This window comes from Ruegeria sp. HKCCD7255 (assembly GCF_013031565.1).
Classification (GTDB): Bacteria; Pseudomonadota; Alphaproteobacteria; order Rhodobacterales; family Rhodobacteraceae; genus Ruegeria.
This window is the reverse complement of the sequence record NZ_WQAG01000004.1, coordinates 96379-120605: the sequence shown is the minus strand read 5'-3', so window position 1 is coordinate 120605 and position 24227 is coordinate 96379. Positions and strand designations below refer to the sequence as shown.

Sequence of the window (24227 nt, the reverse complement as noted above, 5' to 3'; positions counted from 1 at the left end):
CAGCCTTCAGAGAGTGTTGGCAGGTTTGGTGTTTATCCCTCTATTAGCCTACTCATTTAAGCCGTTTGGAGACATGCAGCTGTCGTTTTCTCTGCGGCTGCTCTTTTGGACCGGAGTTCTGGCTCTGGCACTCACAGTGACATGGGCAGCTCGAAAAATGCTGCAGGAACGGTTGAGCGATGCTGCGGTTTTTACGCGGGACGTGATTTATGCCGTCGTGATTCTTGCCCTGTTTGCACCGTCTCTGTGGCTGTTGGGGTGGCTGATCTTCACCTGCAGCGGGTTGACCGCTCCGAACTTAGCGTCAGTGCTCCCTTATGGCGCGATCTTTGCCACCGGGCTGCTTCTTGTCCGGCAGGGAGATCGTGTGACTGAGGAGGAGACGCAACAGCAACCCGTGCCTCGTCTGTATAGCCGCCTGCCAGAGACGTTTTCGGGCCAGGTTTTTCGATTGGCGGTACGGGACCATTGCGTCGATGTCGTAACCTCGGAGGGAGTGTTCACGATCAGATCCCGGTTCACGGATGCCATCGCTGAAATGGAGCCGGTTGAGGGCCATTGTGCACATCGTTCGCACTGGGTGGTGGATTCTGCGATTGAAGGAACCGAAAAACAGGGTGGCAAAACGTTTCTGCGCCTTAGCAATGGTGACCTTGTTCCGATCAGTCGAAAATACCGCCCGGGCCTGGAACAGGCAGGGCTGATCTAGCCTGCGCGTTACCGTGGCATGGGTATCTTGACAGGATTGTTTCCGGTCAGGATCGCTTGCGCTTCACCGGTCATCAGCTTGGCCAGAACGGCGTCGGTACATCTCAGCCCGCCGGTATAAGTGCCATAAGCCGGAAGGATCAAGCGCTGCCCGTTGACAAGAAATGCCGGGCGCGAAATCGTTCGACCCTTGGCTGCAAGGCTGGCTTTGGGGTGGTAGTGGCCCGAAATCTCTCCCATACCATCCGCAGTCGCGATATGGCGAAACACCAATGACCCGAGAACCCATTCGGAAAGATGAGTTCCGCCCAGTTCAACAGGGCCAGGATCATGATTGCCTTCGATCCAGATCCAACGCCGCCCGGCCTGCATTGCTGTGATCTGCAATCTGTCTTGCGCAGGCAAGGCGCGCGAGGCATCGAGGTCATCGAAACTGTCGCCCAGACAAATCACCGTCTCGGCCTGGCTATGTTCCAGATCGGCTGCCAGACGCGTCAGCGTTTCGCGACTGTCATAAGGCGGAAGGGCCACGCCACCCCGTCTGACGATGCGCTCAGACTTGCCCAGATGCAGATCAGAGACACATAGCAGGCGCTGCTCAGGCCACCATAGCGCCCCAGACCCCAGCGCCCGAAGCGCTTGTCCGCAGAAGGTGAAGTCAACAAAGTTCATGAAACGTTCTTTGCTGCTTGAGGCGCCAGTTGCAAGCGGAATCATTGCGCGGCCAATCCTGCAGCCTGCAATAGACGCGCGCTTTCTTCCGCCAGCAATCGTTCTTCTGCTGCACCTTTGACAGGAACTTTGCCCACCTCAAGGAACAAAGGCGCAGCCAGTGGTGACACGCGATCCAGCCGCAGCAGATCAATGCGGTCCCCGATACGCGAGATCATGGCCTCGATCCGTCCGAAATCGACGAGCCCGCGCATGGCTTCTTCGCGGGTGATTTGCATCAGCAGGTGGTCGGGGTCGTATTTCAGAAGCGTGTCGTAGAGGATATCAGACGAAAACGTCGCCTGACGTCCCGACTTGTTCTGCCCGGCGGTCTTGCGTTCGATCAGCCCCGCTATGGTGGCCGAGGCGCGGAAGGTGCGCTTCATCACCGCGTTTCCGGCCAGCCAGGTGTCCAACCCCTCGCGCAAAGCGTCGATGTTGAACAAGGGCCGGGGGTCGGTCACGGCCTCAAGCCCCCAGATCAATGTCGCATAATCTGTCGCCACAAAGCCCAGCGGCGCAAGGCCGGTTTCCTCCATCCTTTTGGTCAGAAGCAGGCCCAGCGTCTGCTGCGCGTTGCGCCCGGCAAAGCCGTAGACACACAGATGCTCGCGCCCGTCATTGGGAAAGCTTTCGATCAGCAACCGCTCACGCTGAGGCAGGCGTGACATCTGACGTTGCAGGGCCAACCACTCTGCCGTGTGTTTCGGCAATTGCGGCCAGTCGGGTTGGGCAAACATGCGCAGGATACGGTCACTCAGCTGGGTCGAGGTGGCGAATTTCGTGCCCGAGAAGGTGGCGATCTTGGGTTTGCGGTCGGCCCTGCGGCTCACCTCGACCACCATCTCGCGCAGCCCTTCATAACGCACGATCTTACCCCCGATCAGGAAGGTGTCGCCGGGCGTGAGAGAGGCGGCAAAGGCTTCTTCCACCTCACCCAGAGGTTTGCCTCCCCGGTTCCGCCTCAAACGCACCTTTAGCGTGTCGGTGTCCTGAATGGTGCCCAGGTTCATCCGAATGCGCTGAGCTGCGCGGGGGTCACGCAACTGCCACAACCCATCGGGGCGGTGCTGTAACCGTTGCCAGCGGTCGTAGGCGCGCAGGGCGTAGCCGCCGGTGGCGCAGAATTCCAGACAGGCGTCAAAACTGTCGCGGCTGAGCGCAGCATAGGGACCGGCCGAAGTAAGCTCGGCGTACAACGTATTCGCATCAAACGGCCCCGAGGCCGCTGCGATCAGGATATGTTGGCAAAGGACATCCCGAGGGCCCGCAGCGCGGGGGTCGCCGTCCAGATCATGGGCTTTCACGGCCTCAAGCGCAGCCACGCATTCCACCACTTCGAACCGGTTTGCCGGCACCAAAAGCGCCTTGGACGGCGCGTTATAGCGGTGGTTGGCTCGTCCGATCCGTTGGACCAGACGTTTGACGTTCTTGGGCGCGCCGATCTGGATCACCAGATCTACGTCCCCCCAGTCGATCCCCAGATCCAGACTGCCGGTGCAGACGATGGCCCGCAGATCACCGCGCACCATGGCGGCTTCGACCTTTTCGCGCTGTTGCCGTTCCAAGCTGCCGTGATGGATGCCAATTGGCAGAGCGTCATCATTGGCCAGCCACAGGTTGTGAAAAAAGATCTCGGCCTGCGCGCGGGTGTTGTGAAAGATCAAAGTGGTTTTGTGTTTTTTGATCTGCTCCAACACCGCCGGTATCGCATAGGCCGCACCACCACCTGACCAGGGCGGCATCTCTTCCGTTTGCAGCATCGCGATATCGGGGTCGGGCCCGGGATCTGCTTGCACGATGTGGCAGGGATCGGGATGACGGGCCAGAAAGCGGGCGATGGCGTCGGGATCTTCGACTGTGGCCGACAGGCCAACACGCCGCAGTTCGGGGCACAGCGTTTGCAACCGCGCCAGTGCCAGCATCAGCTGATCGCCCCGTTTGCTCTCGGCCAGCGCGTGGATCTCATCCACAATAATGCGACGCGTGCCGGAAAACATCCGGGCCGCGTCCTCGTATGAGGTCAGCAGCGCCAGGCTTTCCGGCGTAGTCAGCAGGATATGCGGAGGGTCCGCGCGTTGGCGTTTCTTGCGGGTGGCTGAGGTATCGCCTGTACGGTCCTCGATCCGAATGGGCAACCCAATCTCGTCGACGGGCGTGCGGAGGTTCCGCTTGATATCCGCTGCCAGCGCTTTCAGCGGTGAGACATAGATGGTGTGCAGCCCGTCATGCCCGCCTTCGCCCAGTTCGGCCAACGAGGGCATAAATCCGGCCATGGTCTTGCCGCCGCCCGTGGGGGCAATCAGCAAACAGGCGGGGTCTTGAGCCCGGTCGAACATATCTTGTTGATGCGGATGGATGGACCAGCCTTTTTGGCTGAACCAATCCGTGATCCGCGATGGAATCTGCGTCATGAACGCAGATTATCCGGTGTCTGCCCGGAAGGGCATGGGCTTATTTGACGATTTTCTCGTCCTTGACGAACATGTTGGCCCAGGCACGATCAATCAGATCGGGGCTCATCTGATAGGGGATGCCCTCGAACTCGCAGATCGAAATCATCTGGTCGATCAGGAAGATCGGCTGATAGTTCGCGTAGATGTTGTTGATGGTCGGGTACTTGACCTTCAACAAATGCACCAATGCGGCCTCATCCAACGGAATACCGCGTTTACGCGCAACCATCGCAAAGATTTTCAGGAAGTTCTCCTGGTTCGGGCCGTCGATTTTGATCTTGAAGAAGATCCGGCGCAGGGCCGCTTGGTCAAAGATTTCGTTCGGGTGGAAGTTGGTCGAGAAGATGACCAGCGTGTCAAAGGGCACTTCGAATTTTTCACCCGATTGCAGGCCAAGGATATCCTTGCTTTCTTCGAGCGGAACAATCCAGCGGTTGATCAGCGCCTGCGGCGGCTCTGCCTGACGACCAAGGTCGTCCACGATGAAGATGCCGCCGGTTGATTTTAGCTGCAGCGGCGCCTGATAGGTCCGGGCGGTGGGGTTATAGACCAGATCCAGCATGCTGAGCGACAATTCACCACCGGTCACAACGGTTGGGCGTTCGCACTGAACATAGCGTGAGTCGAACCGTTTGCGGCGACGCAGGCTGTTGGGGTCATCGGGCTCTTGTTCGATGGCGGTGTGTACAATCGGGTCATAAACGGTGATCACCTGACCGGCATATTCAATAGCCCAGGGCACATAAACGTTGTCGCCCAACGCATCGCGAATACCGTTCGAGATTGAGGACTTACCATTGCCCGGAGGGCCATACATAAGAACCGAGCGACCGGCGCTGACGGCGGGGCCCAACTGATCCAGCAGATCGTCGGGCAGAACCAGATGGCCCATCGCACCCGTCAGCTGATCTCGGGTCACCTGAATGTTGCGGATCGACTGGCGTTTGACCTGCTCGCGGTAGACATCCAGCGGCACCGGCATTGCACCGAAGTATTCTGACTGGCTGAGCGCGTCCAGCGCCCGGGCCTTGCCCGCATCGGTCAGCTGATACCCCATCTCGTTTCCCGAGTTGGCGTTGAGTGTTCCGGTCGCTTCCAGCAGCTTTTGGTCGCGGGCCATGTCGATCAGTTCTTGCGTGACAGCGCCCGGCAGACATATCGCGGTGGCAATTTCCGAAACCGTATCCACATTCTTGCGAAAGATGGTTTTCAGCAGAATGTCCCGCATCATAACCAGAGGAAGTCTCATCTCTCCCAGGCCCTTAGGGGCAGGGGGGGCCATTACGGAAGTGGTCTGCATATTCATGAGCGTCGCCCGTCTATCCAAAAATAACGTCAATAACCTGTGCAGGCTTACGCGTTAAAATTTGGCGGGGCTTTGTGGCAGGACCAAGGCGCTGGCAAGGCGTGGTGATGATTGTTTACGACCCGCGAAGCGCGCCGAAAATCAAGTAGATACAAAGGGTTCCGGCCAGTGTCAGGCCCATGGGAAACTTTTTACCCATCTCCCAGCTTTTCCAGTCGGGGGCGAATTGGCGCAGAGGCGTGTGCTTGACCAACCTATGCGCTGTGACCGATCCCAAGGTGGTTGCCGCCAGGATCATGATCACCAGGAACAGATCCCCGGTCCAGATAAACGGGGCTGCCGCGGCGCAGAACTTTGCGTCTCCGGCGCCCATTGCGCCAGCAGCGTTCAGGACAATGCCAGCCAGCAGGACCACAAGAAAATGCGACAATTGCCAGACATATACCGGCAGAGTTAGCCCGAAACTGCCTTGTACCCATTCTCCCGACCAAGGGGGCAGCAGGAACAGACCGACAGTGACAAAAACAATCAGCAGCGCCGTGACGGCATGGTTCTTGATGCGCATTTCCCGCATATCGGTGAATGCAACGTAAAAGCAGATCGGCGCCACGAAGGGTAGAAACCACGCCGCGACTGCGGCCGGTATGACCATGGATCAGGCTTCCTCAAGCGCGCGCAAAGAGCGGACGGCCTCATCAAAATGCTGCGGGTGGGTGGCGATGGCTTCGCGGAACAAGTTCTTGGCGATGTTGACGTCCCCCCGTTTCACCGCGGAAATGCCCATCGTGTTCAGCAAAAGCGCGCGTTCTGTTTGCGACATCGGGATGACAGGCAGGCTGTAATTCCCCTGAGCGCTTCGCGCCAGAACCAGATTGTTCTTTGCGGTAAACAGATTCTTGTCCTGCTGGATAGCCTGCGTGAACAGACGTTCGGCATCAACAAAATCGCCGCGTGTCAGCTTGGAATAACCCCAATTGTTCATAACGCCTGCCGGTCGTGTGGTCAGACCAACAGCTGTTTCATAGAACTGATCCGCGCGCTTCCAATCTTTTCGAGAATCTGCGACGACCGCTTCAAGCCTGTAGCGTTTGAAGGTCTCATAGGTCGGTGGAATGGCGTCAAGCACCGCTTTCGCTCCATTCCAATCACCATTTCGTACCAGCGCGTCGGCATATTCCACACGATCGGAATTTGTGACGCCGTTCATTGTCGTAACCCGTTTCCAGGCGGCTGACGCTTCGGTTGTGCGTTTCGCACGTGTCAGGCTGATCGCCAGCCCGCGTTGCAAATCGATACGGTCCGGATTCTTGGCTGCGGCACCCATAAAATAGGTCACCGCTTCGTTCGGGTCGGCGGCCGTCAAGAGAACTTCATTGAGGTTCGTCTCGTCAATAACGTTCACTTCCTGAAACGTGCGTTCGACCTTTTCTTCTTCGGTCTCTTTTTCGCACGCAGCCAGAACAAAGCCGCACATAACAATGGTCGGAATCACAAATGTATGGCGCATTTTTGCGTCCTTTACTGCTCTTTGCCTCTGTTACTGGACTTTCCGCAGCAGGAATTCTCCGTCCCCGCGCTGTTCCAGCTCAAATTCTTGTTCTTGCGGCGTATTATTAACAGGATTTTCCATTTTTGCGAGTGCTAAGCGCAGATTGTCACGGATTGCGTCACTTTCGCCATTGTCCAGCGCATAGGCCCGTTGAAAGACTTGCGCTGCTTCGGGATATTCACCCTTTTCGACCAAAAGAACACCCAGGTTGTTCCAGCCCACGGGCCAGTCGGGTTCTTTCTCGACCGCTTGTCTGAGCAGAGGTTCAGCCTGACCCAGGCGCCGCAACCCTACATTGGCTGTGCCAAGCGATGTCAGGACCCGTGCGCTGAGGCCTTCGTCAAGCGCGACGCGTGAGAAAGACTTGAGCGCAAGTTCATATTCGCCCGCCGCCATCAGGCGATTACCAACGGTGAATTCGTCTTCACCTTCGGCACTTGTATCGATGCCTGGCGCAAACGGATCGGGCGTATTGATGGGCTCAGTGCACGAAGCCACCATGGCAAGGACCATGGTGGCTAGGAACGTTTTACGCGCGCGCCTTGTTGCGGCGCTTGAGAATGAATTCATGCCTGTATCAGACTCCGGTGGAGACTCCACCGCCTCTGCCGAACTCCATGATGCCTTTTGCCGAAGGCCCCACAAGAATGACAAGCAGCGGAGGAACTGTCAGCATCATTGTGGCAAGTGTCATTTTGGTTGGCAACTTATTCGCGGCCTCTTCGGCCCGCATCACGCGTTTGTCACGCATCTCGCCGGCGTAAACTCGCAAAGCTTCGGCGATGGACGTACCGAATGTTGCCGATTGGATCATCACGGTCACAAACGCGCTGACATCCTGCACACCACACCGCGTTGCAAAATCACGCAGCACCGTGTCTTTTTCTTTACCGGCTTTCATCTCATAGGCGACGACTTCGAATTCAAGCGCGATGTCGGGGTAGGATTCCTTCATCTCGGCGGCTACGCGCACGATCGCCTGGTCCAATGACTGGCCGGCTTCGACGCAGACCAGCATCAGGTCCAACGTATCGGGGAAGCCGGCGATGATCGCCTCTTCTCGTTCCGCAACGCGTCGCGTCACCCAGTATTTCGGAATAAAATACCCGGCCAGACCGGGGCCAAGGACCCGCAATAGCAGCTGAGTTGAATCGAACTCCTGGCCGTTTGCAAAAACCGTTACCAGGGAAATCCCGACCAAGATGCCGACGATCCCCAACGCAAACTGGGAAAAGTGATAAAACCGAACCGCGTCCTTTGACTGATACCCCGCCTGGCGCAGCTTCAGCTGAACGGCAGAATACTCTTCCTGATCTTTTGGCTCCAGGAAAGTCGCAAATTTTTCAAGCTGTTCGTTCTGCCCAGCCTGACGCAGTCGCTCTTTCTGAGCTTTTTTGCTTTTCTTCGGCGCCGCGGTTGAACGCTGCAGCTTTTTCAACGGATCTTCGGGTTGGTTCAGCATCAGCGGAACCGCCACCAGGACCATGATAAGCCCAAGCGCTCCGACGATGATCAGGGGGGCAAGCTCGCCGAGGTTTTCGGTAAGGAAGGTGTTGATACTACTCAGGAATTCCATGACCCAACCTCAGACCTTGATGTTTGTCAGAATGCGCATGACGATCAGGTTCAGCGTCAGCATGATGCCAACGAAGAAACACGCGGGGATGAAATACGGGTGATCCAAAACATCGTCGTAATAGGTCGGATCATTCACCATGATAAAGATCAGACACGCCACCGGGAAACCCGATAGAAACTTGCCCGACCATTGCGCTTCTGCGGTGATTGCTTTCACGCGGCGGAACAGACGAAACCGTGCCCGGATCACTTGGGCCAGACCAGCCAGAATTTCGGCAAGGTTACCACCAGATTGTTGCTGGATCCCAACCGCAACGGCGAGGAAGCGAAGATCCTGCATATCCAAACGGGCCGCCATTTCTTTCAGCGCCTCACCCACATCGCGACCATAGGCGACTTCATCGGAGATGATGCCAAACTCGGTCGCCAGCGGACCATCGACCTCATTCGCGACGATCTGAATGGACGAAACGAACGGGTTACCGACACGCAATGATCGAACCATAAGCTCGACAGCGTCAGGCAACTGTTCTTCGATGAGTGCCATGCGCTTTTTAGCTTTTTGGTTAACCCACGCATAAACAGCGCCAACACCAATCGCGACCGAAAGCGCCGAGCGCAGCAGAATGTCCGTTGCGGTGGCCACGCTGAGTGCGACAAAAACCAAGCCGGACAACGCTGCCATAATGACAACCAACTGTCTTGGTGAGAAAGCGATCGCTGCTTTTTGTGCCTTGTCCGCAAGAAGCGAATACAGCGGGATCGACTGGGTCTTCATATGCTGCTGCATTTCTTTGCGCAGCTGCTCAAGAACCTGTTCGCGCCCGACGCCTTTGTCGATCATATCGAGGCGGCGATTGACCTTGCTGTTCAGACTGATGGATTTGCCGAAGGTAACAAGATAAAGACCTTCAACCAGGGCCAGCACCCCAACAAAAATGGCGACGTAGATGAGCGCCTCAAACGGCAATTGCATATCTGATGTCTCCTACATCGTGGTGGGGTCATAGATCGAAGCGGGCAGGTCAAAGCCCCACAAGCGGAAGCGCTCAGAGAAGTTGCTGCGCACGCCGGTGGCTGTGAAATGACCGATGATCTTATTGTCGGGGGTCAGGCCAACGCGTTGAAATTTAAAGATTTCCTGCATCGAGATTACGTCGCCTTCCATCCCGGTAATCTCGGTGATGGAAGTCATCCGGCGCGAGCCGTCCTGCAAGCGGCTGGCCTGAACGATCAGGTTCACAGCGCTTGAGATCTGGCTGCGGACCGCCTTGATCGGCATTTCGATCCCGGCCATCGCGATCATGTTTTCAAGACGCGAGATGCCGTCACGGGCCGAGTTGGCGTGGATCGTGGTCATGGAACCGTCGTGGCCGGTGTTCATGGCCTGCAACATGTCGATCACCTCGGCGCCACGCGTCTCACCCACGATGATGCGGTCAGGGCGCATACGCAGGGCGTTTTTCAGACAATCGCGCGGGCTGACCTCACCTTTGCCTTCCACGTTGGGCGGGCGGCTTTCCATCCGACCAACATGGGTCTGTTGCAGCTGAAGTTCCGCAGTATCCTCAATGGTCAGGATGCGCTCGGCGTCGTCGATGAAGCTGGACAAGGCGTTCAGCGTGGTCGTTTTACCCGAACCGGTACCACCCGACACGATGATGTTCAGGCGGGTCGATACTGCGGCCTGCAGATATGCCGCCATTTCCTCGGTAAACGCGCCGAAATTGACCAGATCGTCGATCCCTAGCTTGTCTTTCTTAAACTTACGAATGGACACCAGCGAGCCATCAACCGCAATCGGCGGGACCATGGCGTTGAAACGCGAGCCATCGGCAAGACGGGCGTCCACATAAGGGTTCGACTCATCAACACGACGACCCACGGCGGATACGATCTTGTCGATAATCCGCATCAGGTGTTTTTCGTCTTTGAAGGTGATGTCACTGATTTCAAGCTTACCGGCACGTTCCACAAAGATCTGCTGTGGACCGTTCACCAGAATATCGTTGACAGTCTCATCCTGAAGCAAGGTCTCAAGTGGACCAAGACCGGTGACTTCGTCATACAGCTCTTTGTTCAGCTGAGTGCGGTCTTCACGGTTCAGGATAATGTTGCGCGATTCCAGAACTTCGCTGGCAATTGCACTGATTTCAGTGCGCAGATCGGATTCTGCAGCGTTTTCCAGGGCTGCCAGGTTCAGGTTTTCCAGCAGTTCCCGGTGCAGCTCTAGCTTGATTTCACCCAAACGCTCTTTGCGCTTGCGCTCTTTGTCCGATCCGACAACTTCGCCTTTGACCTTTTGAACGGGTTTGCGCACGACGGCGTTTGCAGTGGCTTGAGGCGCTGCTGTCTCAGCAGCCGACGCCTGAGGCGGTTGCTGGACCGGTTGGGCGTCGGAAGGTTTCTTGTATCTTGAAAACACGGCGACTCTCCCTCGTGTTAAGCGGCTTCAGCGTCGTTGTTACCAAGGCTATGAAGCGATTGAGCCAGTTTGGCGATTTCTTTGCGCAACGGGTTTTTGGCCGCTGAGCTTTCCAAGGGCAGACCATGGTCGCCGCTGTTCATGACCGGCTTGCCGCCATCGGGCAGGTGCAAATCGATGGAAATTCCAAGGCTTTCACCCATACGTTTGACCCGGCTTTTCCCGTTGAGATCCGTGAACTTGGGTGCCCGGTTCAACGCAAAGCGTAATTTGTTGAACGGAAGCTCTTCGGATTGCAGCGCACGTTTCAGGCGCAGCGCGTTTTGGGCTGATCGCATGTCCAGTTCGATCACAGCAAAGTAAACATGTGCTGCCTGCAACACCGTCTCGGACCAGTGAACCAGCGTTTTTGGCATATCCACGATGACATAGTCGAAATGCCTGCGCGCTGTATCGATAACTTTTTGAATGTCATCGGGCGTAATGATGTCCAGCGGAACCATGTCTGACGGTGCGGTCAAGACTTCCAGTTTGTCATCAAATGTCTGCAACGCTTGGGCAAAGGATTCTTCATCCATCGACGCTGTATCGGAGAGCATCTCAAAAACAGCTTCATGGCGCGGCAGGTCGAGATAGGTTGAAACGGTGCCGTATTGCAAATCCAGATCGATCAGGCAAACACTTGGGCCGTCTTTGGGCGACACATTAGCCAGTTCCCAGGCAAGGTTCACGGCCAGTGTCGTCGCCCCGACGCCACCAGCAAGCCCATGGACAACGAACAAAGCGCCTTCTTTGGCCGAGTTTTCGGCCAACGCGACCGCCGATTGCTGAACGACAACCGGATCGGGCTGGTTCATCCGATCGATTGCCTCTTGCAATTCGTTTTCTGGAAGCGGGTAGGGGACAAATTCGTCCGCGCCTTTGCGCAAAAGCTGGTGCAATGAGGCTGGAGTAACGTCTTCCGCGATCAGAACAACCTTGATCTTTTTTTCTTTTGCCTGAGCAATGATCTCACCCATCAAAGAGAGGTTGTCTTCGTCATCACCATCTATGGCCAGCGCTACGAACTCCAACGCTTCGGCTTCGGGTTGGCTGAAAAAAGCAAGGGCTTCGGCGAAACCGAGATCGCCCCAGCGTTCGCCCAGAGCGGCTTCCATGTCTTCGATCAGAAGGTCGAAATTCTGAACATCCCGGCTGATTGTGCAGGCCAGGATGGCGGTGTCATCATCGTGCGGCGTTGCGCTCATCTTAAATCAATCCTCGTCGAGAGGGCTGAGCAAACCGGCTGAACTGTAGGGAAGGTTCTGGTTCGCTGTCGCCCTGGTGCGGTCAATCTAAACCGCAGGTCACCCTATTGTTCGCAATGTCGCGTGGAAGTTGGGCGAGATTTAGGCGCAAAAGAACCAATTGTTTGAAATTGGGCGACGATGCCGCCCAATTTCATTTTATTGTGTTATTCGCCGCTATTGACGTCTTCTTGTTTCTGAATGTCACTCTTTGTTTTCGCGCTTTCGACGTATTCGCGATAAATGACTTCAGCATACTTGCCATCGAGCAGCTGGTTGCGGCTGTCAACGAAACCCGAGACTTCGGTTACGGTTCGGCGGTTTCGACGGTCCCGATTTGGCGTATCGACCAGTGGGCGCGATTTGCCAAACGAAACAGCTGCCTCCAGACGCGAGCGCGAGATACCCTGTTGGGTCAGGAAAGCAACTGCGGCATTGGCGCGACGTTGCCCCAAAGCCTGGTTGTATCCGCTTGATCCAACTGCATCCGTGTGCCCGTAAACGCGGAAGCGTGCTTCGGGGAACTGTTTGATCCAATCGGCCTGGCGCAACAGGATTTGCTGTGCAGACGCGTCCAACTGCGAGCTATTGAAAGCAAAGTTGATTTGCGTCGGTACCTCAGCAGCGAAGCGTTGCCCAAGGATCTGTGCGTAGGACAGTTCTCCGCTTTGAACTTGGATATTGTTCAAGGTGGCGTTGCCAAAAGTGCCCTGATCAATCTCAAATCCTGCTTCACGTGTGCAGCCAGCGATCGCGACTGAAAGACCGAGTGTAATAATCCACTTATTCATTGGTCTTACCCTCCAATTAATCCAGCACGTAGCCGTATGAGCTGCCGAAATCTTGATTGGCGATCTCTGACGCGGCACCATTGCCAAGACGTTCGGTTCTGGCGACGCGCCCGTTGACGAACAGGTCAAACTCGCTGGGCGGTTTCACCCGATCTGTCGGCAGGGCAAGCGCCTCACCGCGTGTCGGCGTGACCAGATGCGCTGTTACGATGATGATCAATTCACTCTGTTCACGCTGGTATTGCGAACTGCGGAACAGTGCACCCAACACAGGAACGTCACCGAGCCATGGAACTTGTGCGCTCAGATCTGCGAAGTCATCTTGGATCAACCCAGCAATCGCAAAGCTTTCACCATCGCGCAGTTCAACGGTTGTCCGCGTTTGCCGCACAATAAAGCTTGGAACGTTGTCACCATTGATGGTGAAGGTCGAGTTCGGGTCGATGCTGGACACGGTTGCGCCTAGTTCCAAGTTGATCAGGTCTCCGTCGACAACGCGTGGAACGAACAGAAGCTGAACACCAAACTGCCGGTATTCAATTGCGACCACGCCATCATCTTGCGGAACCGGGATCGGAACCTCACCACCGGCCAGGAACTCGGCCTCTTGCCCAGAAAGGGCAGACAGGTTCGGTTCCGCCAAGCTGCGCGCCAGCCCTTTGTTTTCAAGCGCTTCGAGCAACAACCGGACTTGAGTAGAGCCCGCGCCAAACCCGAAGAGGATAGCGCCGGTATTCGTTTGAACAAACGGAATGTTGTTGTTCAAAGCGTTGCTCAATGCACCTTGGTTGTTCAGGGTATTAAAGCCGCCTGATGCGTCAGTTCCGCCAAAGCCAAGCGATGCGGTCAGGCTTTTGGCGACCGACCGGTTCATCTCGGCAAAGCGGACTTTCAGCATCACCTGCTGAACACCCGCGACGCTCATCAGGTTGGACACACGCTCGGGGGCATACCGTTCGGCCAATTCCAGTGCACGTGCCAGACGTGCGCTGCTGGAAACCGTACCGGATAGCACGATACCGTCATTGGCTGTGCGCACTTCGATCTGCTCGTTTGGCAGAATTTGGCGAAGCCGCTCTTTAAACTCTGTCACATCCGGCGCAACACGCACCCGAACATTGGCCAGAAGGTTGCCTGCGCCATCGAACAATGTCAGCGTCGTAAGGCCAGGTGTCTTACCCAGCACATAGATCGTCCGATCTGATAGCGAAGAAATGTCAGCGATACCGGCGTTTGCAATGCTAAGCTCTGCAAACGGCTGCTCGCTTTCTACTACAATCGCGCGGTTGACGGGAACTTCCAGCGTTTCCGCTGTCCCTTTCTTGACCACGCGAAGGGTTTCAGCCCAAGCGGCATCGCCGATTGGGCCCACAACTAGCGACAACCCCAGCAGGGTTGCGCTGATCCAGGAACGTATTGTCATGTGACCTGCCTCTCCGATCACCACTCTGTTATATGGGTCTAATGCCCTATGTGAGCGGAGCCTGCGATGAATCTGGATTTATTGCAATAATCAATGGTTTCCGGAGTTTTCCTTATGTGGACAATCCGCAACAACCTAAAAGAGAGAGCCGCGCAAGAAGCGCGGCCCAATAACGTTAACGGGTTGAATTGACGTCAATTTGTGCAGGGGATCGGAGTCTCGACGATCTCTCCGCCGCGGCGGGTTTTGATCGTGCAGACACGCTCGGGCACTGGAGCGGGCGCCGGTGCGGCTTCTTTGATATCCAACAGTTTGCGCTGATCGACTTCTACCGCGCTCGCGACCTCTTCGTCTTGGAACCCAACAAGCGCCAGCGACATACGTCCTGTGTTTTGCGCCTGCGCCAGAGCAGCAATCTGTTCAGATGTCGCTGCCACGGTTACGGTTCGTGCGATTGTCGCGCCCGTCAGATCCGATCCAGCTGTCTGGTCCACCGCAATCAATTCGATATTTGTTTGAATCAAACGGGTGATTTCACCGGCGACGCCTTGTCCAAGCCCTTGGACCGACCCTGTCCAGTAGACATCTACACGGTCACCAGGACGCAGAAAGCCCGAAACACCCGATGCGACATCTACGCTGATGGCAAAGGCGCGCATACCTTTTTCAAGTTGGGATGTTAGCCCGGCAGCTTCGCCTGGTCGCGTGACCTTTACGGCAAGCAGCGCTTCGTCTTTTTCCATCGCTCGCAGAACAAAGCGATCTTTGTTGGCGTCGTCCGGGAACAGAACGCTCATGTCCACGAATGCACCCTCGGGTATCGCGTCCTCGGGCCAGCGCACGGTGCGGACATCTTCTGCGACCAGTTTTTCACCGTAGCGGAGTGACCGATTCGAAACGATTACCTCGACAGTTGGGACAAGCCCGGCCTGTGCATTCGCAAGTGCTTCTTCGCGTTGCCGCAGCTCGTAAGCCTGCTGCGCGCGAGTTTTTGTAATATAGTCGCGTGCTAGATATACAGCACCACCGGCCAACGCGACCCCGATGATCAGAACAAGTCCAAAAACAGCTCGCATTTGTTCCTCGTTACCTAATGTTGTTTCACTTCAAACGGCGATCATTGCCGCTTTGGCTCATAGACAACCGTAATCTGGAATTGTGTCGAAAAAGGGGACAATGCGCAGTGTTTTTAGGTCATAAAAAGGTGTGCTAAGCCTCTAGACTCTAGTCGAATTTGAGTTGCACCACCTGTACATTCTCCAGCGCACTACCGGTTTTTTCATCAAGTTCCTGAAGAGACCCGTTCAACTGAGTATAGGTTAGGCCTGCAAGTCCGACGATCCCGGCGGTTAAGACCACCCAATCGACAGTGACAGCGCCGTCTTCGGATTGGAAGAAATCAATAAATTTTACCAACATCGTTTCGCTACCATCCTGGGCTAATAAGTAGGGGTCCCGCCTTGGCAAAGGCGCGACCCCCAAATTCATGTTTCAGCTGTTGCTGATATTACGGCGAAGGTGTGAAGTTCGGCGCAGTTACTGTGGTGTCTGTCAGAGCGGTGCTTACGTCACCGGCCAGGTCGCTGGCACCAGCGCTGATCTGGTTGTAAGCGATTGCTGCCAGAGCAACAACAGCAGCGGTCAGTACGACCCAGTCAACGGTCACAGCACCGTCTTCGTCTTTGCGGAAGTTCTTGATGAACTTGATCATGTTACGTCCCTCCTAAAGGATCAAAAAGTAATAACCTAGGCGTCTTTCAGAGCTTTCTCTCTCAGTCCGCTCCCGATCGTCTCGGTATGACCCAATGTTTGCCTGTTGCGCGTGGCAGGAATTGGGCCAAACGCAATTTTTTTGGAAAAAGACGCGATTTTTTTCCTTTGAGATGATTAAGTGGCTGAAAAATATAGGGAAATATTTTCATATTTTCTTAAAGACTCCTGAGAAGCGATGCAAAATAGCGGCAAATGAGGCGAAACTGCCCCATTCTGGGATGTTTTGCTGGCGCCGAGCGGTGTTTCAGGGTTCTAAATGAGCAAAAAGAACATTCGAGGCAGGCAAATGTTATTTCGCAAAGCGCTGATATGCGCTTCAGCAGCGTTGTTGCCCATTGCAGGGGCAATTTCGGTATCGGCGACCGAACAAGAACCACGTGGCGTCTATAAGCGCATCAAGGCACCGGCACCGGGGACAAGCCCTCGTGTAACGATACAGATAACGCCAGAAGAACACGCGGCGAAACCGTCTGCGCCAAGTACCGGCGCTGAACTCATCGTGCCCGAAATCATCGCGCGGGCAAAAGCGCCGCCACCTGACTTCGTTTTGCCGGGCAAAGCCAGCAAGCCGGTCGGGTCTTATAAAGCGTTCTGGAATCGTGTGTCGCCAGAGATCGACCGCGCCAGTGCCGAGCGTTTGAGCTCAGCGATTCAGGCGCTGTCTCATGTCAACGTCTCGTCACCAAGGCTGCAAAGCTTGCAAGACATCGCGCAGCAGCGCGGCGTTGATATTCTGCGTTCGACAGTGGGAACAAACGTGTCTCCGGCTTTGGTGCTTGCGGTTATTTCGGTCGAATCTGCGGGACGGGCAGACGCTGTCAGCTCCGCCGGGGCGCAGGGATTGATGCAATTGATGCCCGCAACCGCCTCACGATTTGGGGTCAGTGACAGCCTGAAGCCCGATCAGAACATTGCGGGCGGTGTGAAATACCTGAACTGGTTGATGGAAGAATTCGGCAACGACCCGATTCTTGTTCTAGCGGGTTACAATGCGGGCGAAGGGGCGGTGCGCAAACACAGCGGGGTTCCACCCTATGCTGAAACCCGAGATTATGTGCCCAAGGTTCTTGCGGCCTTTCAGGTGGCTCGGGCTCTTTGCACCACGCCGCCTCAATACATCTCGGATGGTTGCGTCTTTCAGGGACTGAACTGAAAAAAGGCCCGCACAAAAAGGCGGGCCTTCTCTATTGGTGGAGGCAAAGCGGATCAGTTGACCAGATTTGCTTCGGTTGCCTCGCGAATTTGATCCTCGGTCACCCCTTCGGCGAGTTCGACGATCTTCAAACCACCTTCGACGACATCCAGTACACCCAGATTGGTGATGATACGGTTCACAACTTTCTTGCCGGTCAGTGGCAGGGTGCATTTCTTCAGCAGTTTGGATTTGCCGTGTTTGTTGGTGTGATCCATCACCACGATCACGCGACCAACACCGGCAACCAGATCCATGGCGCCACCCATGCCTTTGACTAGAACGCCGGGAATCATCCAGTTGGCCAGGTCACCTTCTTCATCAACCTCCATCGCACCCAGAACCGCAGCGGCGATTTTACCGCCGCGGATCATGCCAAATGAGGTGGCGCTGTCGAAATACGAAGTGCGCGACAATTCGGTGATCGTCTGCTTGCCCGCATTGATCAGGTCGGGGTCTTCTTCACCTTCGAAGGGGAACGGGCCCATACCCAGCATGCCGTTCTCGGATTGCAGGGTGATGTCCTTGTCGCCCACATAGTTCGCCACCAGCGTCGGAATCCCGATGCCCAGGTTCACATACATGCCGTCTTCAAGCTCTTGCGCCGCACGGGCGGCCATCTGATTACGATCCCAGGGCATTATGCATCCTCCTTCTTGCGGGTGGTGCGCTGTTCGATGCGCTTTTCATGGCTGCCCCGGATGATGCGGTGCACATAGATGCCGGGCAGGTGGATCGCATCCGGCTCCAGCGAGCCGCGCGGAACAATCTCTTCGACCTCAGCGATGCAAATCTTGCCACAGGTCGCGGCGGGCACGTTGAAATTGCGCGCGGTCTTGCGGAAGATCAGGTTGCCGGTGTCGTCGGCTTTCCAGGCTTTCACGATGGCAAGATCGGCAAAGATGCCTTCTTCCATAATGTAAGTCTCGCCGTTGAACTCTTTGTGCTCTTTGCCTTCGGCGATCACGGTGCCTACACCCGTTTTGGTGTAAAAGCCGGGAATGCCTGCACCACCGGCACGCATCCGTTCAGCCAAAGTGCCTTGCGGGTTGAATTCCAACTCCAGTTCTCCGGCCAGATACTGACGCATGAATTCCGCGTTCTCACCCACGTAAGAGCTGATCATCTTCTTGACCTGCCTAGTCTGGAGCAGGATCCCGATGCCAAAATCATCCACACCGGCATTGTTCGAGGCAAAAGTCAGATCCTTTGCGCCCGACGTCTTGATCGCCTCAAGCAGCAGTTCCGGGATACCGCACAGGCCAAACCCGCCTGCCGCGATCAACATGCCATCCGAGATCACCCCATCGAGCGCCTCGGTGGCATTGTCATAGATTTTCTTCATGTACGATTCCCCCCAAGACGTGGTGTTGTGCCGAGTTGTGCCGCCACGTCACTGGGAAGTCAACGAAACCGGGGGGAGGGTGGTATTTCTACCTATTCCGCCGCTTTCTTGGTGGTCTTCTTTGCAGCCGCCTTCTTTTTGGGTGCGGCCTTTTTCTTGGTACCTTTCTTGGCCGCGCGTTCATTGACCAGTTCGATGGCCATTTCCTGCGTCACGTCCTCGGGCTTGATGTCCTTGGGAATCGTGGCGTTGACCTTCTCCCATTTGACGTAGGGCCCATAACGCCCGTCCAGTACCTGCATGGCACCGCCATCGGGATGCTCGCCCAGTTCTTTCAACGGTTTCGCAGCGGCCCGGCGACCGCGACCCGGATTGGCGCGTTTCTCGGCCAGAAGTTCGACGGCGCGGTTCATCCCGATCTCGAACACGTCGTTCGGATCTTTGAGGTTGGCATAGACCGGTTTCGCCTCGTCGGGCAGTTGGTGCATCAGATAGGGACCGAACCGTCCGAAATTCGAACTGATCATGCCGCCTTCGGGGTGTTCACCAATCTGGCGGGGTAGGGACAGAAGCGTCAGCGCCTTGTCCAGATCCATGTCGTCCTTGCTCCAGCCGCGCGGCAGCGAGGCGCGCGGGGGTTTCTTGTTCTCTGGCGTTGGCTCTCCACGTTGAACATAAGGCCCAAACCGACCGGATTTCAGCCAGATCTCATCACCCGCATCTTCGCCCAGCAGCCGCTCATCGCCTTCGGCCCCTTCGCCAGCAATTGGGCGGGTATAGGTGCATTCAGGGTAATTGCCACAGCCGACAAACCCGCCGGTGCGCGAGGTTTTCAGATGCAGCTGACCCACACCGCATTTGGGACAGACGCGCGGATCAGATCCGTCCTCGCGCGGCGGATACAACTGCGGGGCCAGCGCCTCGTCCAGTTTGTCCAGAACTTCCGAGATTCGCAGTTCCGAGGTTTCACCAATCGCAGCTGAGAAATCGCGCCAGAATTTACCCAGAAGGTCTTTATAGTCTCGATCACCGGCGCTGACATCATCCAGCTCTTCTTCCAGGTTGGCGGTGAATTCATAGCCCACATATTGGCGGAAGAAGTTCAGCAAAAAGATCGTGACGATCCGGCCCTTTTCCTCGGGGATCAGCCGGTTCTTGTCTTTGCGCACATATTCGCGGTCCTGAATCGTTGTCACGATCGAGGCATAGGTCGACGGTCGCCCGATGCCCAACTCCTCCATCCGTTTGACCAGAGTGGCCTCGGTATAGCGCGGCGGGGGTTGGGTATGGTGTTGCAGGGCCAGAACGGCCTCATTGTCGGACAGGATCGCGGCCTTGTCTTCTGCCTTGGCAAATTGGTCTTTCAGTGAGGTCTTGGCGAACTTCGCCGGGTCGCCTTGCATGATCTGCGGCAGGCGCTTGTCATCATCGTCGACCACATCGTCGCGGCCTTCTTCATAGACGCGCATGAACCCGTCAAACAGAACTACCTGACCCGTCGCGCGCAGACCCACCTGACCGTCTTCGCTGCCAATCTCGACCGTGGTGCGTTCTAGCCGGGCGGCGGCCATCTGACAGGCAATGGTGCGTTTCCAGATCAGGTCATAAAGCTTGCGCTGATCCTCATCCGTCACTTTCAGGGCCTTGGCATCGCGCGTCATATCGGTTGGGCGGATACATTCATGCGCTTCCTGCGCGTTCTTGGCCTTGTTCTTGTACATGCGCGGGCTGTCGGGCACGTATTCATTGCCATAGCGGTCGGCGATTGCATCACGCGCGGCGGCTACGGCCTCGTGCGCCATGTCGATCCCATCGGTCCGCATATAGGTGATATATCCTGCCTCATAGAGCCGTTGTGCCACCTGCATCGCGTGGCGTGCGCCCATGCCGAACTTGCGGCTGGCTTCCTGTTGCAGGGTCGAGGTCATGAAGGGCGCGCTGGGATTGCGCGCGGCGGGCTTGGCCTCGACCGAGGTCACGCTGAGCGCGCGGCTGGTGATGGCCTGAACCGCCAATTCCGCCTGGGTCGCGTTGGCCAGATCATGTTTGTCCAGCTTTTTCCCGGCCAGTGTGACCAAACGCGCCTCATAGGTTTGGCCGCGCGGAGTTTCGAACAGCGCCTTGACTGACCAGTATTCAACCGGTTTGAACGCCTCGATCTCCATCTCACGCTCGACGATCAGACGCAGACAGACTGATTGCACACGACCGGCGGATTTCGCACCGGGCAATTTGCGCCACAGAACCGGAGACAGGTTGAACCCCACCAGATAATCCAGTGCGCGTCGGGCCAAATAGGCCTCGACCAAAGGCATATCCACTTCGCGAGGGTTGCGCATCGCCTCGGTCACGGCCTCTTTGGTGATGGCATTAAAGGTCACACGGCTGACCGGCGTGTCTTTCTTTATCGAGCGGCGCTTGGTCAGCGCTTCTTGCAGGTGCCAGCTGATCGCCTCACCCTCACGATCAGGGTCGGTGGCGAGGATCAGGGCGTTGTCTTCTTTCAGCGCATCCGCAATGGCTTTGACATGTTTGCGGCTGTCATTGCCAACCTCCCACTTCATCGAAAATTCGTGGTCGGGATCGACCGATCCGTCCTTTGGGGGCAGGTCCCGCACATGGCCATACGAGGCCAGAACCGTGTAGTCAGGGCCGAGATATTTATTGATTGTTTTTGCTTTGGCCGGAGATTCTACAACAACTACGGGCATTTAAGGGGAATCCTCGCTCGACGAAATGGGCGCCTTCTATGGTGGTGCAAAATGTGTGGGGCAAGATAGAATTGTCAATGCGTTCCTTTTACTGTGTGAAAAGCGACGTGATTTCAGCGCACTATTGACGCTATCATCGCCTTGTCAGGACGCCAGGCCGGGAATATCACACCGGGTTGATCAACCGGCCAAAGACAGGAGGCCTCCGGGCTGACGTTGGATTCGGCCCTCTAATTCAAGATCGACCAATGCCGGACCCAGTTCCCCGGCCGTCGCTGCAATATCGCGCAGCAATTGGTCTTCGGCGATGGGTGAGGGGCCAAGACGATCAAGTATCTGCGTGTGTATGGCGTGCGCGGGTTTGGGGGCCGGCGTCGGTATCGCAGGCTGAGGCTCAGCAAAGAGTTCAGCCTGCGCTGGCAGGGCTTCAATGACATCATCCGCCGAACGCACAAGGGTCGCGCCGTCGCGAATCAGCGTGTTGCATCCTGCCGCCCGCGCATCAAAGGGATGGCCGGGAACCGCCAGCACCTCGCGCCCCTGATCCAAAGCGTCCCGGGCGGTGATCAGGCTGCCGGATTTGGCGGCGGCCTCAACCACCACCACCGCGCGCGCCAGACCCGAGATGATCCGGTTGCGGCGCGGGAAATGCCGGGCCTGCGGTGTCACGCCCATGGGCTGTTCCGACAGGCGTAGTCCCTGTTGCGCGATCATGTGGGCCAGATCGGTGTTTTCAGCAGGATAGATCACATCAACGCCGCCTGCCATGACGGCAATTGTACCGGTCTCAAGCGCCGCCAGATGCGCCGCGGTATCAATACCGCGCGCCAGACCTGACACGATCACATCACCTTTGCCGCCAAGATCTGTCGCCAATCCCCGGGCCATGCGCGCACCCAGAGACGAACAGTTCCGCGCACCGACCATGGCGACCGCAGTATTTCGCAACAGGGATGTATCGCCGAGCGCCCAAAGCATCGGAGGCGCGTCGCTGAGATCATTCAAAGCATCTGGGAAATCGGAAGCGCCAAGGCACAAAAGCCGCGCTTTGGCGGCTTTTGCGGCCTTGAGTTCCGCCTCAATCACGCCAGGAGGGCAAATTTCATACCCTTCGATTCCGGCTGCGCGTGCCATTTCGGGCAGCGCGGCCAGCGCGTTCTGCGCCGAGCCATGTTCGCGCAGTAGCCTGCGAAATGTCGCCGGACCAACCTTGCGCGAGCGCAACAGACGGAGCCACGAAAACCGATCCTCTTCCGTGGTGGGTGGGAGTGGGGGGTGATTGGAAGAAAGCTGCTCCTCGGTCATCCGTTGCTCCGCCTGATTGCAGAACCGGTTTACGGGATTCGGGGTTAACAGCTTGTGAATCTTGGATAGTTTTAGACGAAATTTCGAATGTGAGAGGAGGGAGTTTGGCGCAGTGCATTGAAAAGAAAAGAGTTTCTTCCAGAGAATCTTTTCGGGCCGCAGGCAAAGGCACATAGCGGCACAAGGGTAACCCTGTGCCGCTGCGCGGTTAGGTCGCCGATCCGCCCACCGTCAGCCCGTCCATCAAAACGGTTGGCTGCCCCACACCCACAGGCACCCATTGGCCGTCTTTGCCGCAGGTTCCCATACCGGGGTCCAAAGCCATGTCGTTGCCCAGGCCCCGGATGCGTTTGAGGGCCGAGGGGCCGTCTCCGATCAGCGTTGCGCCTTTGACCGGTGCGCCGATCTTGCCATTTTCGACGCGATACGCCTCGGTGCAGGAAAACACGAACTTGCCATTGGTGATATCGACCTGACCGCCGCCAAAGCCCACGGCCCATATGCCGTCCTTGATATCGGCCACCAGCGACGCGGGGTCTGCGTCTCCACCCAGCATGATCGTGTTGGTCATACGTGGCATGGGCTTGTGGGCATAGCTTTGACGGCGACCGTTCCCGGTGGGGGCAACACCCATCAAGCGTGCGTTCTGGCGATCTTGCATATATCCGGTCAGGATACCGTCTTCGATAAGTACAGTGCGCGCGCTGGGCGTGCCTTCATCATCCACGGTGATCGAGCCGCGACGGTCCGCGATGGTTCCGTCATCTACAACAGTTACACCTTTCGAGGCGATCTGCTGCCCCATCAGCCCTGCAAAGGCCGAGCTGCCCTTGCGGTTGAAATCGCCTTCCAGCCCGTGGCCAATGGCCTCATGTAGCAATATCCCGGGCCAGCCGGGGCCCAACGCGACTTCCATCACACCAGCAGGGGCAGGGACAGCGTCGAGGTTGACCAGAGCAATGCGCAGCGCTTCGCGGGCCTTGTCCTGCCAATCGGCCGGATCAATCAGCCCGTCCAGACCAACACGCCCACCGCCACCCGCCGATCCGCTTTCGCGACGACCGTCCTTTTCGACAATGACCGAGACGTTCAGCCGGGTCATTGGACGCGTGTCTTGCACCAACACGCCATCGGGGCGCAGGATCTGGACCTCTTGCACGGAAGCCATGATCGTTGCGCTGACCTGCACGACACGTGAGTCGAGGTCACGTGCAAAGGCGTCAATAGCGCGCAAGGTTTCGATCTTGACCGGGAAATCAGCGGACTCGATCGGATCCTGATCGGTGTAAAGCCGCGTGTTGGTCGGGCGCGGCGCTTCGGCCAGGCTGCCGCCGCCATCGCCCACCGCCAGTCGTGCGGTTTCAGCCGCCCGCTTCAGTGCCGCCATCGAAACGTCGGTGGAATGCGCATACCCGGCAACTTCACCCTGGACCGCACGCAGACCGAATCCCTCGGACGCGTCATAAGACGCGTTGCGCAATCGCCCATCGTCAAAGACCAGAGATTCGGATTTCCGCCGTTCGACAAACAGGTCTCCGTCTTCTGCGCCGTCCGTTGCTGCCTGCAAAACAGACAGGGCTTCGTCCAGTGGCAGGGCGCTTTCAAATGGGCGAAACGGGTCGTTGGACATGGGGCGGGACCTTTCCGGTTTGATCCAGATCAAAAATA

At 56.8% G+C, this 24227-nt stretch carries 22 protein-coding genes; 2 read left to right on the top strand and 20 right to left on the bottom strand.

Annotated features, from left to right (window positions below):
- The first annotated feature begins 73 nt into the window (after positions 1 to 73).
- Positions 74 to 709, top strand: a complete 636-nt coding sequence (locus tag GOX45_RS09895) for a LytTR family DNA-binding domain-containing protein (protein ID WP_254430591.1) — start codon at positions 74 to 76, stop codon at positions 707 to 709.
- Between the two features lie 8 nt (positions 710 to 717).
- On the opposite strand, the gene pdeM is transcribed toward GOX45_RS09895, so the two are convergent.
- The 15 genes from pdeM to GOX45_RS09820 all read right to left on the bottom strand — a co-directional run bounded on the left by pdeM (position 718) and on the right by GOX45_RS09820 (position 15944).
- On the bottom strand, positions 718 to 1380 hold the full coding sequence (pdeM, locus tag GOX45_RS09890) for a ligase-associated DNA damage response endonuclease PdeM (RefSeq protein ID WP_171100395.1): 663 nt from the start codon (positions 1378 to 1380) through the stop codon (positions 718 to 720).
- A 41-nt stretch (positions 1381 to 1421) separates the two neighbouring features.
- A complete protein-coding gene (locus GOX45_RS09885; RefSeq protein ID WP_171100393.1) occupies positions 1422 to 3833 on the bottom strand; it encodes a ligase-associated DNA damage response DEXH box helicase in 2412 nt (803 codons plus the stop codon).
- 40 nt (positions 3834 to 3873) lie between these two features.
- The gene (locus GOX45_RS09880) at positions 3874 to 5181 is read right to left on the bottom strand and encodes an ATPase (RefSeq protein WP_171100391.1); all 1308 of its coding nucleotides are present in this window, start codon (positions 5179 to 5181) and stop codon (positions 3874 to 3876) included.
- Positions 5182 to 5296: 115 nt separating this feature from the next.
- Positions 5297 to 5833 carry a prepilin peptidase gene (locus GOX45_RS09875; protein WP_171100390.1) on the bottom strand — a complete coding sequence of 179 codons (537 nt, stop codon included), beginning with the start codon at positions 5831 to 5833 and terminating at the stop codon, positions 5297 to 5299.
- 3 nt (positions 5834 to 5836) lie between these two features.
- Positions 5837 to 6688 carry a lipopolysaccharide assembly protein LapB gene (locus tag GOX45_RS09870; RefSeq protein ID WP_171100388.1) on the bottom strand — a complete coding sequence of 284 codons (852 nt, stop codon included), beginning with the start codon at positions 6686 to 6688 and terminating at the stop codon, positions 5837 to 5839.
- Positions 6689 to 6718: 30 nt separating this feature from the next.
- Positions 6719 to 7300: a tetratricopeptide repeat protein gene (locus tag GOX45_RS09865; RefSeq protein ID WP_254445984.1), complete on the bottom strand. Its 582-nt coding sequence runs from the start codon at positions 7298 to 7300 to the stop codon at positions 6719 to 6721.
- Positions 7301 to 7307: 7 nt separating this feature from the next.
- The gene (locus GOX45_RS09860) at positions 7308 to 8306 is read right to left on the bottom strand and encodes a type II secretion system F family protein (protein ID WP_171100386.1); all 999 of its coding nucleotides are present in this window, start codon (positions 8304 to 8306) and stop codon (positions 7308 to 7310) included.
- 9 nt (positions 8307 to 8315) lie between these two features.
- The gene (locus tag GOX45_RS09855; RefSeq protein WP_171100383.1) at positions 8316 to 9284 is read right to left on the bottom strand and encodes a type II secretion system F family protein; all 969 of its coding nucleotides are present in this window, start codon (positions 9282 to 9284) and stop codon (positions 8316 to 8318) included.
- Positions 9285 to 9296: 12 nt separating this feature from the next.
- Positions 9297 to 10733, bottom strand: a complete 1437-nt coding sequence (locus GOX45_RS09850) for a CpaF family protein (protein ID WP_171100381.1) — start codon at positions 10731 to 10733, stop codon at positions 9297 to 9299.
- A gap of 17 nt (positions 10734 to 10750) precedes the next feature.
- Positions 10751 to 11980, bottom strand: a complete 1230-nt coding sequence (locus GOX45_RS09845; protein WP_171100379.1) for an AAA family ATPase — start codon at positions 11978 to 11980, stop codon at positions 10751 to 10753.
- 206 nt (positions 11981 to 12186) lie between these two features.
- Complete coding sequence (locus GOX45_RS09840; RefSeq protein WP_171100377.1) at positions 12187 to 12810, bottom strand: OmpA family protein; 624 nt, start codon at positions 12808 to 12810, stop codon at positions 12187 to 12189.
- A gap of 16 nt (positions 12811 to 12826) precedes the next feature.
- Positions 12827 to 14233: a type II and III secretion system protein family protein gene (locus tag GOX45_RS09835; protein ID WP_171100375.1), complete on the bottom strand. Its 1407-nt coding sequence runs from the start codon at positions 14231 to 14233 to the stop codon at positions 12827 to 12829.
- Positions 14234 to 14427: 194 nt separating this feature from the next.
- Positions 14428 to 15309 (bottom strand): Flp pilus assembly protein CpaB, encoded by an 882-nt coding sequence (gene cpaB, locus GOX45_RS09830; RefSeq protein ID WP_171100373.1) that lies wholly within the window; start codon positions 15307 to 15309, stop codon positions 14428 to 14430.
- A 148-nt stretch (positions 15310 to 15457) separates the two neighbouring features.
- Entirely contained in the window at positions 15458 to 15652 is a 195-nt protein-coding gene (locus tag GOX45_RS09825; RefSeq protein ID WP_171100371.1) for a hypothetical protein, read from the bottom strand.
- 88 nt (positions 15653 to 15740) lie between these two features.
- Complete coding sequence (locus tag GOX45_RS09820) at positions 15741 to 15944, bottom strand: hypothetical protein (RefSeq protein ID WP_171100369.1); 204 nt, start codon at positions 15942 to 15944, stop codon at positions 15741 to 15743.
- Positions 15945 to 16292: 348 nt separating this feature from the next.
- On the opposite strand from GOX45_RS09820, the gene GOX45_RS09815 reads away from it, so the two are divergent.
- On the top strand, positions 16293 to 17159 hold the full coding sequence (locus GOX45_RS09815; RefSeq protein WP_171100367.1) for a lytic transglycosylase domain-containing protein: 867 nt from the start codon (positions 16293 to 16295) through the stop codon (positions 17157 to 17159).
- 53 nt (positions 17160 to 17212) lie between these two features.
- On the opposite strand, the gene GOX45_RS09810 is transcribed toward GOX45_RS09815, so the two are convergent.
- The 5 genes from GOX45_RS09810 to tldD form a co-directional block, all read right to left on the bottom strand.
- Positions 17213 to 17839 carry a CoA transferase subunit B gene (locus GOX45_RS09810; RefSeq protein WP_171100365.1) on the bottom strand — a complete coding sequence of 209 codons (627 nt, stop codon included), beginning with the start codon at positions 17837 to 17839 and terminating at the stop codon, positions 17213 to 17215.
- Positions 17839 to 18543: a CoA transferase subunit A gene (locus GOX45_RS09805; protein WP_171100363.1), complete on the bottom strand. Its 705-nt coding sequence runs from the start codon at positions 18541 to 18543 to the stop codon at positions 17839 to 17841. Before GOX45_RS09805 ends, GOX45_RS09810 begins: the two co-directional genes overlap by 1 nt.
- A 92-nt stretch (positions 18544 to 18635) precedes the next feature.
- Positions 18636 to 21254 carry a type I DNA topoisomerase gene (topA, locus tag GOX45_RS09800; protein WP_171100361.1) on the bottom strand — a complete coding sequence of 873 codons (2619 nt, stop codon included), beginning with the start codon at positions 21252 to 21254 and terminating at the stop codon, positions 18636 to 18638.
- A gap of 180 nt (positions 21255 to 21434) precedes the next feature.
- Positions 21435 to 22559 carry a DNA-processing protein DprA gene (dprA, locus tag GOX45_RS09795; RefSeq protein ID WP_171100359.1) on the bottom strand — a complete coding sequence of 375 codons (1125 nt, stop codon included), beginning with the start codon at positions 22557 to 22559 and terminating at the stop codon, positions 21435 to 21437.
- 208 nt (positions 22560 to 22767) lie between these two features.
- Positions 22768 to 24189 (bottom strand): metalloprotease TldD, encoded by a 1422-nt coding sequence (tldD, locus tag GOX45_RS09790; RefSeq protein ID WP_171100357.1) that lies wholly within the window; start codon positions 24187 to 24189, stop codon positions 22768 to 22770.
- Positions 24190 to 24227: the final 38 nt, after the last annotated feature.